This is a genomic window from Leptolyngbya sp. FACHB-671 (assembly GCF_014695745.1).
Lineage (GTDB): Bacteria > Cyanobacteriota > Cyanobacteriia > Elainellales > Elainellaceae > JAAUTN01.
In genome coordinates this window covers 156,612-167,252 of record NZ_JACJOV010000080.1, presented here as the reverse complement: position 1 = coordinate 167,252, position 10,641 = coordinate 156,612, and the positions used below count along the sequence as shown (strand labels likewise).

Annotated in this window: 11 protein-coding genes; 4 read left to right on the top strand and 7 right to left on the bottom strand. The window is 49.7% G+C overall.

The features are described from left to right. Window positions 1-231 precede the first annotated feature (231 nt). Window positions 232-447, top strand: a complete 216-nt coding sequence (locus H6F93_RS10595; RefSeq protein ID WP_190680487.1) for a hypothetical protein — start codon at window positions 232-234, stop codon at window positions 445-447. Here H6F93_RS10595 and H6F93_RS10590 read toward each other — a convergent pair. Then, window positions 440-1,603 (bottom strand): low temperature requirement protein A, encoded by a 1,164-nt coding sequence (locus H6F93_RS10590; RefSeq protein ID WP_190680484.1) that lies wholly within the window; start codon window positions 1,601-1,603, stop codon window positions 440-442. The two genes, H6F93_RS10595 and H6F93_RS10590, sit on opposite strands and share 8 nt — an antisense overlap. Before the next feature lie 267 nt (window positions 1,604-1,870). On the opposite strand from H6F93_RS10590, the gene H6F93_RS10585 reads away from it, so the two are divergent. After that, the gene (locus tag H6F93_RS10585) at window positions 1,871-2,089 is read left to right on the top strand and encodes a hypothetical protein (RefSeq protein ID WP_190680482.1); all 219 of its coding nucleotides are present in this window, start codon (window positions 1,871-1,873) and stop codon (window positions 2,087-2,089) included. A gap of 94 nt (window positions 2,090-2,183) precedes the next feature. Here H6F93_RS10585 and H6F93_RS10580 read toward each other — a convergent pair whose 3' ends face one another. Continuing rightward, window positions 2,184-3,245, bottom strand: coding sequence for a glycosyltransferase family 2 protein (locus H6F93_RS10580; protein WP_242043387.1), 1,062 nt, complete (start codon window positions 3,243-3,245; stop codon window positions 2,184-2,186). Window positions 3,246-3,288: 43 nt separating this feature from the next. After that, complete coding sequence (locus H6F93_RS10575) at window positions 3,289-4,527, bottom strand: glycosyltransferase (protein WP_190680480.1); 1,239 nt, start codon at window positions 4,525-4,527, stop codon at window positions 3,289-3,291. A gap of 30 nt (window positions 4,528-4,557) precedes the next feature. Between H6F93_RS10575 and H6F93_RS10570 the strand changes: the two genes are divergently transcribed. Further along, the gene (locus tag H6F93_RS10570; RefSeq protein WP_190643234.1) at window positions 4,558-4,782 is read left to right on the top strand and encodes a DUF4926 domain-containing protein; all 225 of its coding nucleotides are present in this window, start codon (window positions 4,558-4,560) and stop codon (window positions 4,780-4,782) included. Between the two features lie 114 nt (window positions 4,783-4,896). Next, window positions 4,897-5,112, top strand: coding sequence for a hypothetical protein (locus H6F93_RS10565; RefSeq protein ID WP_190643235.1), 216 nt, complete (start codon window positions 4,897-4,899; stop codon window positions 5,110-5,112). A gap of 345 nt (window positions 5,113-5,457) precedes the next feature. Here the strand turns inward: H6F93_RS10565 and H6F93_RS10560 are convergent, their stop codons facing one another. The 4 genes from H6F93_RS10560 to H6F93_RS10545 are packed head-to-tail and all read right to left on the bottom strand — an operon-like array spanning window position 5,458 to window position 10,640. Continuing rightward, window positions 5,458-6,702 (bottom strand): glycosyltransferase, encoded by a 1,245-nt coding sequence (locus H6F93_RS10560; protein ID WP_242043386.1) that lies wholly within the window; start codon window positions 6,700-6,702, stop codon window positions 5,458-5,460. Continuing rightward, window positions 6,699-8,018, bottom strand: coding sequence for a polysaccharide pyruvyl transferase family protein (locus tag H6F93_RS10555; protein WP_190680478.1), 1,320 nt, complete (start codon window positions 8,016-8,018; stop codon window positions 6,699-6,701). The genes H6F93_RS10560 and H6F93_RS10555 overlap by 4 nt, the downstream gene beginning before the upstream one ends. Before the next feature lie 37 nt (window positions 8,019-8,055). Continuing rightward, window positions 8,056-9,591 carry a lipopolysaccharide biosynthesis protein gene (locus tag H6F93_RS10550; RefSeq protein ID WP_190680475.1) on the bottom strand — a complete coding sequence of 512 codons (1,536 nt, stop codon included), beginning with the start codon at window positions 9,589-9,591 and terminating at the stop codon, window positions 8,056-8,058. Beyond that, on the bottom strand, window positions 9,591-10,640 hold the full coding sequence (locus H6F93_RS10545; RefSeq protein WP_190680472.1) for a glycosyltransferase family 4 protein: 1,050 nt from the start codon (window positions 10,638-10,640) through the stop codon (window positions 9,591-9,593). Before H6F93_RS10545 ends, H6F93_RS10550 begins: the two co-directional genes overlap by 1 nt. Window position 10,641: the final 1 nt, after the last annotated feature.

Here is a 10,641-nt window from a genome sequence, read left to right as displayed (position 1 = left end):
ACTGCTGTTTTGATAGCGAGTTTTTAATTCCTCACGACTGAGGTGTTTTGCCAGTGTAATTGTACGTCCCATCCTTCTATCTTATAGTGTTACTCCACAGCCGGATTCCGTATGACTAGGTGTATCTTTTGAAGTTAGTTTGCGCGGATCACAGTGCCTGTCACTTTTTCAAGCCTAAAGCTTTCAACCTTATCTTGAATTAAAAAGCTGAAAGTTAGATATGCTGGGAGCTTGAGCGTTTGCGCGAATCCCAATAAGAATTGCTCCTCACTGCGATCGCCACTCCTACAGATTGACTCAACGAAGGAAACCAACGGACTCATTAGCTATTTACTTCCATCGTTTGAGAGCGATCGCCACTTCTATAGTTCTACAGGATGTTTTGCTGATAAGCAGACGCACGAATTGTTGAGCATCTTCATCAATATGCAGCCCTTACTCAAGTGAGTGCAGGTCGGCCTTGATATAAGTCTTGCACTACCTGTATCGCGCAAACAATCGCCACCAGCACAATCAGAATCAGCGGCGACCATCCCACACCAATTAGAGCCAGCACAATAAGGGCGATCGCAGCACCCAGTCGGTATCTGGAGCGAGCTTTGCAGTGCAGCAATCCTCCTGAGCGGTGCAGGAGCGATAGCGCCAGGAAGCAAAGTGCTAGTGAACCACACAACAGCCAGCGTTCTGCGGTTGGTAGAGCGACCCCAGCCTCACCTGCTATCACATGCTCTACCGCTACTCCCGTTGCGACTAAACCAATCACAAACGGAACGTGAGTATAGATCCAGGTTTGGTAGAGTCTAAACTGAGATGCATCCTCCGCCAACCGCATTACCGAGCCACTTAAGTTATCAAAATAAATCCACCACAGGCTAAACGCGATGCTAAACCCAAATAAGGCGGCGATCGCACTACTGATGTCCCAATGCTGCTCAGCTAACCCATTCACAACCGCAATAATGGTTTCACCCAACACAATAATGGTGAACAGTCCAAACCTTTCTGGAAGATGTTGTGGGTGAGGAGGAAGTCCGAGCTGCAATTGCCTTGACAACATGGGGGTAGCAAAATCAATGACCAAACCAATACCCCAGAGGACAAAGCGCCACGGAGGGGCGACTAGCATTGATACGACCCAGAGAGCGGCTCCAATCGAAAACCCCACGGCAAACCGAGTGGTAAGCGGACGGGCAGAGGGAATGTAGTATCCCGCTCGTAAATACTCCAGAATCAAAAGCAAACGGCTAGCGACATAGGAGAGCGCAAACCCAACAGAACTCTCGCCCAAACCGCCATGCACATTGACAGCAAGAGCGGCGATCGCCAAAACCTGTCCGGCAATAATGAGTCGATGCCCAATGTCATCGTTGTCAAACCGATTGGCGTAGAAGGTGGTACCAATCCACGACCACCAGATTGGAATGAACAAAAAGATGAACTTGAAAAAGCCTGGTAGTGAAATGTCTTCCTCCAAGTTGTGCGCCAGTTGCGAGACTGAAACAACAAACACCAGGTCATAGAACAGCTCTAGCCAGGTCGCGTGCCGTTCTTGTTCGCTATCTTTACCAACCCGCAGGCGAGGAGGTTGGAACCAAGCTTTCATAAAAACCAAAGTCTCTGGTGGGTCTATTGGGCTGAGCTATGTTGCGCTTCATAAACGCAATGAATATGCTCAACTATAGCGCTGTCTGTTGGGATGGCATAGCGCTTTCTACACTGACTTTTGTGTATCAATTTTTAGGGCGATCGCTACTCCTCCAGGCTAGCTTGACGAAGGAAACTAACAGCCTCATTGGTTATCTACTCCCATTGCTTCAGTACAGTTATGAAGAGTTCTGCAAATGGAATTTGAAAGGAAGTTGAGAACGAAATGGACGACGAATTGCGTCCTGAGTATGACTTCACTCAGATGAAGGGAGGGGGTAAGTATGTCGAGCGATATCGTTCTGGGACGAATTTGGTGTTGTTAGACCCTGATGTTGCCCAAGCTTTTCCCAATGATGCAGCAGTAAATGAAGCATTACGCCTTTTGATTCAGATTGCTCAGCGTAAGCAGCCTGATATCAAACTGGTACAGCAGATGAAATAGAAGCTACTGATCAAGGCTGTCGATTGAGGAACCCCAACAACTTCAACTGAAAACGAATGAAGCTCCACAAAGCTAAACCCGGAGCAAAATGATGTTACAGGTATTCAATTTGTAGGGCCTTTTCTGGTAGTTTTGCCTCTCGTTGTCCTTCTACCTGAGCGCGAACGGTAATCAAGTAGATAGGTGGAATGACGAGATCAACCAGAGCGGCTTTACCCAGCAGTGCTTTAATGCCTGCCCAGGGAAGCTCTTTGACTAACCAGCGGCTGAGCCGATAGCCGTATTGGTAGAACTTCAGTTCTTTCATCAAGTCAATTCCGTGCAGTTCATGCAGGTAGCGGTTAGAACGACCGTAGCGGCGAAACTGGCTGATTAGGTCAGGGAAAGTAGTGCGGTGACGGTGCTGAACGATCGCCTTCTCCGTAAACTTAAACTTCCAGTTGCTTTGACGCTGCACTCGCCAGCAAAAATCTGCATCACCGCCTGTGGTTAGGTGAGAGCGAAACAGCCCGACTTCGGATAACACTGTGCGGCGAGTAGCCAGATTTGCGGTTTTCCCAAAGGGGCAGAAGGGATGCACCAAAGCACTTTCGTGAGACAGAATTTTTTTGCGGGCAGCGTATTGTTCCAAAAGTGATTGACCGGGCAGGGCTTCGATCGCCCCGACGACTAAGCCTACCTTCTCACCTTCAAAAGCGTTGACCAGTGACTCTAGCCAGTTCGGTTTGGGGCGACAGTCGGCATCAGTGAAAGCCAATATTTCTCCGGTAGAGGCTCGAATGCCTTTGTTGCGGGCAGCATAGGAGCTTTGAATATCGGTTTCGCTGATGTAGCGCAAGGTAATGCCCCGTTCCTGAGATTCGGTTTCGGCGGCTTTGATGATCTCGGCGGTGCGATCGCTACTAGCATTATCAACCAGCAAATATTCGACGCGATCGGCAGGATAGGTCTGTGCCTGGAGGCATTTGACCAGATCGGGCACGTCCTGTTCGCCGTTATAAATCGGTACGATGACTGAAACTTTAGGTTGCACCATTTTAGTCAGACTATTTTCTAAGGCTGTGCGGGTATCCATGCTGAGGCACATGGATAGATGTAGCTGCATGGGAGCGATCTTGTCAAATCGGCTAACGGGGTAAAAGGTGGTTCCAGGCATAGTTCTCACTGAAGGCAGTAGAGTTAGGGTTGAGGTTAAGACATCATGGGCTGGTAGATTTCACGCTTTGGTAGATTTCAATGAGGCGATCGTTCAGCGTTTCTTTGTTGTAGTGAGTTTCGACGTAGGCACGCCCAGCTTTTCCCATCTCTATCCATTGGTCTGGGTGCGTCACCAGGAATTCCAGGCGATCTGCTAAGGAATCAACATCACGTTCGGCAACCAGAAAGCCAGATTTGCCGTCTTCGATTAATTCTGGGATGCCGCCGTGCTGGGTGCCGATGACGGGTAAGCCCATCGCCATTGCTTCTTTAAGCACGTTGACGGGCGCATCCTGATCTCCGTTCCGGCTACTGATGCTGGGGGCAACCATGATGTGGGAGCGATCGAGGATTTCGATTAACTCCCGTTCTTGTTTCCAACCCAGCAGTTCAACAAATTTGCTGACGTTCAAGTCTTGAATTAATTGTTGGAGGCTCTCTCTCAGCGGACCATCACCAATTACGTCGTATTTGATGTTGGGATGAGTTTTGCTCAATTTGGCGATCGCTCTCACTACATACTCGATCCCCTTTTTCTCCACCAGTCGCCCTGTGGTAACAATGCGAACCTGTTCACCGGGGGAAAGGCTGCGCGGCTGAAAGAAGAAGCGATCGCAGTCTATCCCAGAGCGATGAACCAGCACTTTTTCGGGATCGCAGCCGAGTTTGAGTAACCGATTTCTGAAGAAGTCGCAGTTAGTGAGAAAAAAGTCACCTTTCTGGAATAGCTGATCATAAACATGTTCACCATGTTGCCGAACGTATTCGCTGATATCATTTCCACGAAAGGTGGTGATCAGTTTTCCTTGAATCGCACCGATGTCTCGCAGCGCCATTCCCAATAAGCCCAGGTTGCCAAACTGGCAGTGGATGATATCGTAGGGTGGTTTACCGAGTGAGGGCATCGTGGCGTAGAGCAGGGAGAGTAGTTCGGGATGTTCGCGGTATATGGATGTGTTGAGCGATCGCCAAGCCACAGCCGGATTCTTAAACCCGTCAGCCAGCAGCAGTTTTATCCCTTTGGCAATTTCTTTGACCCGATTTTGGGGAATGCGATCGCGATAGTGAGTTCGTTCTAATAAGTTGTATTGGATAACATCGGGATGCAGTTTGGATAGGTCGGCGGGTTTGATGCCATAGATATCTACTTCGTGACCGCGATCGATGCAGCCAACAATCTGATTCAGGATAAAAGTTTCTGAGAGAAGAGGGAAACGATTGACGATAAAGGCGATTCTCATAGTGCTTGATCTAGATAAGGAGGTTAAGTGATGGCATTTGAGTTGTTTAGTCGGGTGGCACTACAGGAAGATTTTCCACACTACAAGCTGAAACAGGGCGATATTGCGACAGTGATAGAGCATCACCTGGTAAAAGATGGGGAAGATGGCTACAGTTTAGAGGTGTTTAATTCTGTAGGAGAAACCATAGCAGTACTTATTGTTTCTGAGTCACAAATTCAACCGCTCCTGAATAATGAGATCTTGAATACCTGAGCATTAGATGAAGCTGTTTGCGAATTAATTAACTTCTCTGTATCGATTGCTCATAAGGTTAGACTTGATAAAAACAAGTTTTTTCTATTTATGACAACTGATTGGCTGTAGGCTATGACACATAAAACTTCTTTTCAACAAGCAATCGATGCTGTAGAAGCACTGTCAATAGAAGATCAAGAAATGCTTTTGGATGTTTTGCATAAGCGATTGGCAAGTCATCGGCAGAAGGTCTTGGTGCAGGAAGTTTCTGAAGTTCGTCAAGAGTATGCTCAGGGAAATGTTCAGTTTGGAACGGTTACTGATTTCTTGGCGGAGTTGGACGATTGAGAGCAATTGGGTGGACGCCAAAATCTCTACGTGTTTTCAAGCGTTTGATTCAGCGAAATCCTCAGCTTCGCCCCTTGATCGAGCAAACGTTAAATCAGCTTGCTGAAGATCCATTTCATCTCAGTTGCAAACTCATAAGTTGACAGGAGATTTATCTGGTATTTGGTCTTGCTCAATCGACTATAAGCTTCGGATTTTGTTTGAGTTCGTGGAGAATCCTGAGGAAGAGGAAGAATTCATTTTATTGCTTAACCTTGGCTCCCATGATGAAGTCTATTGATGCCTAACTACCAAGCTCTAAAAAGTTCAAGGGGACACGGCAACCTCCTTTATTGAGTATTGAGTTTACTGAGAAAGTTCAACTAATCGGTCGTTCAGCTTTTTGATATTGAAGTGCTGCTCGACGTGAATGCGCCCGGCTTTGCCAAGGTCGGGCCAGATTTCGGGATGTTGAATCAGGTGGTCTAGTTTGGCAGCGAGTCCGTCAACATCTCTTTCGGGGACGAGGAAGCCGGATTTGCCGTTTTCAATCAGTTCAGGAATGCCGCTGTGTAGGCTGCTGATCACGGGTAGTCCTCTGGCCATGGCTTCCATCAGGGCAACGGGGATGCCTTCCTGGTTGCCATCGTGACTAGTGACACTGGGGGCAAGCAAGATGTGGGACTGGTCGAGCAGTTCAATCAGGTCTTGCTGCTGTTTCCAACCCAAGAGTTTGACGGTATCACCAACTTCTAATTCCTGAATCAGGTTTTCCAGGTTGGCTTTGAGCGGACCGTCGCCTGCAATGTTGTATTCGAGCTGGGCTCTGAGGTGGGGGTGAGTGTTGACGAGTTGGGCGACAGCGCGAATGCCATATTCGACTCCTTTTTTTTCAACGAGGCGACAGATGGTGATTAGGCGAATGGAATCGCCCTCTTTCAGAATTCGGGATGCGAAGGAAAATTTGTCGCAGTCGATGCCCATGTGATGCACGACGATTTTGCGTTCATCGCAGCCCAGTTTAAGTAATTGCTGTTTCCAGTGTTCGCTGATCGGGAGGAATAGGTCTCCTACCTGAAAAAGTGGGTCGTAGGCGCGATCGCCTTTCTCCTTCAAATAAGTAGTAATGTCAGAGCCGTGAAAGGTCGTGATCAGTTTGCCTTGCAAGACTCCTAGTTCTCGCAACAAGGCTCCTTTCAATCCTGATGGGCCAAAGTGACAGTGAATCGCGTCGTAGGGGCCACGTCCGAGCAGGGGGGCGGCAGTGTAAAACTGCCAAAGTGAGGCAGCGCGTCCGCCATATTTTGCAACGTTGAGTAGGTTAGCAGCGGTTTTAGGATTTTTGGGAAAGTGAGTTGCGATCAACTTTAGTCCCTGAACCAACCGCATCGGTAAGCTGGATGGCATCGGAATTGGGCTGTAGGTATGCGCCAGCAAACTATATTTTTCAACATCGGTTTGCATAACGGATGCAGCTCGACGCTGGGGAGTGTAAATGTCTACCTGATGTCCCCGATCAATCAGTCCTGTGATTTGGTTGAGAATGAAGGTTTCGGACATGACGGGAAATTGTCCGACGACGAACGCAAATTTCATGGGCTTACCGCTCATGATTTACCTCCTAGATTGCCACCGCTCGGATTCCCCTGTTTGGATTGCCATTTCTCTAATGCTTGCTTGGCAATCGCCCCTGCTGCCAATGCCTGCTGCTGCTCCTTGATTACGCCCACTGCCAGAGTTTGACGAATCTCAGGAATTGCCTGGATAAACGCTTCTACGGACTGCGTAAACTCCTCTGGCTCAATCAGTTCGATGTCGTGAACCCATTTGCCTAGCTGCAATCGGTCGAACAATTCACGAGTTTTAAATTCGTAGGCGATCGGCAGCACGGGAGTTCCTGCGGCTAGAGCGAGAATTGCCATATGCATTCGGGTGGCAATGACAAAGTCATAGGTTTTTAGCTGTTCTAGCAGAGCTTCGGGAGGGCGAAACTGATGGTCTACCTGGACGTGTTGCCGAATGGAGTCGGGCACCATTGCGGCAATTTCTTCACCCACTTTAGAATCGTCTGTCCAGTATTGAGGAATGCCCTGACAGGTTGAGAGGAAGGTGACTTCGGCTCCGTGCTGTTCAACCAAATATTCGGTTGCCTTGCTGAGCGATTCCTGATACTTTCGCATCCCAAATTTAGAATCAATGTGTTTGAAGTGCGACCACTGGCGAGATGAAATGGCAACTTTGAGGCAAGAGTTTTTGGGTACAGATTGAGGATTTTGAATTGCCTCCGGTTGGGCCAGAGCAAAGGCTGCGTCAGAGCTAACGTGGCTGTTCTGAGTATCAACCTTAATTTCTTCTAGATGTTTGAGGGAGGCGCGATCGCGCAGCAAAATCAAAGCTGCTTCGTTAAATATCTTTTGTAGCTCTGTCTGATAAACCGGATTGTTAAATGGACCTAGAGACTGCGTAAACAGCATCAGAGTTTTTTTGAGCAGCAAAGAAAATTGAAAGTCAAAGATACGTTTTTCCAGGGAATAGTTCTCGACCAGGTACGTCCCGCCTGTACTCACAATTAAGTCGGCAGAAGCATATTCCACTAAGGCTCTGAGTTCGTTGGGAGAGAGCAAGGCTTTGGTAATTTGCTTGAAGCCATGCGTCCAACACCAGGCAGCAAAGAGGACGTAGTTTTGGTTGATTTGCTGGAGGCGATCGCTCCACCCCCCCAGTTGGCGAAACTTGCGCCGATCCAGGTAAACCCAGCGTCTGAAGGTTAACTTCGGATAATATTTGCTGGAGACTTCTGGCTTGCTGTCATAAATCACGAATTCCACATCAGCGCCAAACGCCTGCTTGAGAATGGACATCAGCCCCATCAAAATGGCGGCATCTCCGGTATTCAACATGACGACGTTGGTGATGAGAATTTTCATCGAAGGCTCCTTGTGGATTGAGCAGAATTCTCCAAAACTAAATCGGTTTATTCTTCTTGAAAAGCAGCGGAATTAACAAATCTCGAAAATCTCGAACGGCAGCACGTCCAGCAGGCATTGCCAGCAAAATTGATCCGGTAGTGATAACGGTGATGGCTGCTGCAAGGATTAACCCCAACAGAGGACTGGCCACTTCCACCCAGTAACGCAAAGCGCCAATTCCCAATAACGCTCCCAACGCGGAGAAGGCGAAGGGGGCAAGGGTGCGGTAAAGGTCACCCGTGCGAACGAAGCCTTCTTGACCGACAAACCAGAATAGCAGCGGCGTGCGAATCAACAAACCGCTAATCGAGTAGGAGGCGGCTACGCCCATTGCACCCCAGGGCAGCCCAGCGGCGATCGCAATAATCGACAACGTGCTGCCCACCATACCCCACTGCAACTGTTTGCGAGTGCGATCTTGAGTGACAAACAGCCATCCGGTTGTGTTGGAAACAGGCTGCGTCCAGGCAACGATGCCCAACAGTGCAAACAGTTTACCTGCTTCGACCCACTGCGGACCCAACACCACAGTCATCAGCCAGTCAGCGGTGCCAATCATATAGACAATTAGCGGCATGGTGAGAATGCAGACGGCTCCCAGGATCTTCAGGTAGGCCTGGCGGTAGCGCTCGGGGGTGCTGGCTAGACGGCTCAAGGCGGGAACTGCAACACGGGTGAGGGGAGCGTTGATCTGATAGAGCGGCATTAGCAAGAGCTGGTATGCCTTGGTGTAGAGTCCAAGCTGTTGCGCTCCCCAAAAGCGACCAATCAAAACATTGTCAGCGTTGCGGGCAAAGTAGTTGATCACATTGAAGCCGGTCAGGTTTGCGCCAAAGGCGAGCATGGAGCGAACGCCTGCTTTGCGGGAAGGCAGGCTGGGTCGCCAACCACAAACAGCCCAACTCATGATCGTGTTGGTAAACCCCATTGCCAACTGCATGAATACCAGTGCCCATAAGCCATATCCCATCAGGGCGGCAACTACGCCGACGAGAACGCCGACCGCCATGTCTGCAATGTCAATGATCGCCAGGACGGTGAACTGCATCTGACGATTGAGCAATGCCTGATGCTGTACGGCTAGCCCACCGAAGAAGTAGCCGATCGCCAACACCAGCGTAATCCCCATCAGTCGCGGCTCACCATAGAACCAGGCGATCGCCGGAGCAATAGCAGCCGTGACAAACGCCAGCAGCAAGCTCACGCCCACATTCACCCAAAACAGCGTACTCACCTGCGCCTGGTTGATCGTTTCCCGCTGCACGGTCGCCTTTGATAAACCCAGGTCTTTGAACAGGCTAATGAAGCCCGTCACAGCGGCAACCATGCCAAACAGTCCGTAGTCTTCGGGAGTCAGCAACCGCGCCAGCACTACCGTTGAGCCAGTTTGCAAAACAAACTTGCAGGCTTGCGACACCATCGTAATCGCCCCGCCCCGCACCGATCGCCCCTTGATGTTGGCTTTCAGGTGTTCGGTTTCAAAGTACTGATTTGGATTCTGTTCAGGAGTTTTAGCCGCATCTTTTCGCATCAGCCTGCTAGCACCTCCTGAAAGAGAGCTTTCCACTCTGCCAGGTAGCGTTCGTTGCTACCCTGGACTGCATTGCGACCGTTACGTCCCCAGGTTTCAAGCTGTTCCGCAGGAAGGGAAACGAGGTGGGCGATCGCCTCTGCCAGTTTGATGGGATCATCCGGCGGCACTAATAGTCCACAGTTCTGCACCTGTTCGGTTAAGCCGTCTACGTCTGAGGCGATTACAGGTCTGCCTGCGGCTTTTGCCTCCAGGCAAACGTTACCCCACGCCTCCCAGCGAGAGGGGATCACGACTGCATCACAGGTTTGCAGGAAGTAAGGGACATCGTCTACTCGTCCAACAAATTCCACATTGGGTAGCCCTGCTGCCAGTTGGCGTAATTCGGCTTCGAGCAGTCCTTCTCCAGCAAGCTTAAGCTGGACGGGAAGATCGGAAGTTTGCTGAAGCGCTTTGATCAGAACGTCGAATCCTTTGTGTTCGCAGAAGCGACCGTAGGCAGCTAAAACCAGAGATTTTCCAACGGGTTTGGGTGCAACTTCAAAGAAGCGCTGGAGCGGCGGACATTGGGTAATCACTTTGAGCTTTTCGGCAGCGACTAGCCGATTTTCCAGCATCCAGTTTCCCTGTGCCTGGGAGATAGCAGCAACCTGGTCAGCCAGCCCGTAGAAGATTTTGAGCATGGTGTGAAAACGGTCGATCGCGTTCACGTTATAGGTTTCGTAGCCTTGAGAATAGCCATGTTCATGGATCAGCACTTTGGCATGAGGGTTAAGCCATTTCATCAAGATCAAGTGGGGCAACACCTTAAGCCGCAGCGGGTGATGGCAGACGATCAAATCGGGCTGCGATCGCCAGTTTTCCCTTAGCGTTGGTTCGGAAGCGATCGAGGAAACGGTGAAGTCAAACAGCTCTGCCAGCTCAGAGTTAACTAAGCCGCCCAAGGTAGACTTCACGCCACCCATTTTTTTGTCGCCGACGATGTGCAGAATTTTCGGATTTGTCCGATCGATCGCTACGGGTTTCGTAGGTGTGACGGGCAGTGCCATC

Excerpts from the sequence above, each read along its gene's own strand:
- H6F93_RS10590 (WP_190680484.1), bottom strand. The coding sequence starts at position 1,603 with ATGAAAGCTTGGTTCCAACCTCCTCGCCTGCGGGTTGGTAAAGATAGC.
- H6F93_RS10585 (WP_190680482.1), top strand. The coding sequence starts at position 1,871 with ATGGACGACGAATTGCGTCCTGAGTATGACTTCACTCAGATGAAGGGA.
- H6F93_RS10580 (WP_242043387.1), bottom strand. The coding sequence starts at position 3,245 with ATGCCTGGAACCACCTTTTACCCCGTTAGCCGATTTGACAAGATCGCT.
- H6F93_RS10575 (WP_190680480.1), bottom strand. The coding sequence starts at position 4,527 with ATGAGAATCGCCTTTATCGTCAATCGTTTCCCTCTTCTCTCAGAAACT.
- H6F93_RS10570 (WP_190643234.1), top strand. The coding sequence starts at position 4,558 with ATGGCATTTGAGTTGTTTAGTCGGGTGGCACTACAGGAAGATTTTCCA.
- H6F93_RS10565 (WP_190643235.1), top strand. The coding sequence starts at position 4,897 with ATGACACATAAAACTTCTTTTCAACAAGCAATCGATGCTGTAGAAGCA.
- H6F93_RS10560 (WP_242043386.1), bottom strand. The coding sequence starts at position 6,702 with ATGAGCGGTAAGCCCATGAAATTTGCGTTCGTCGTCGGACAATTTCCC.
- H6F93_RS10555 (WP_190680478.1), bottom strand. The coding sequence starts at position 8,018 with ATGAAAATTCTCATCACCAACGTCGTCATGTTGAATACCGGAGATGCC.
- H6F93_RS10550 (WP_190680475.1), bottom strand. The coding sequence starts at position 9,591 with ATGCGAAAAGATGCGGCTAAAACTCCTGAACAGAATCCAAATCAGTAC.
- H6F93_RS10545 (WP_190680472.1), bottom strand. The coding sequence starts at position 10,640 with ATGGCACTGCCCGTCACACCTACGAAACCCGTAGCGATCGATCGGACA.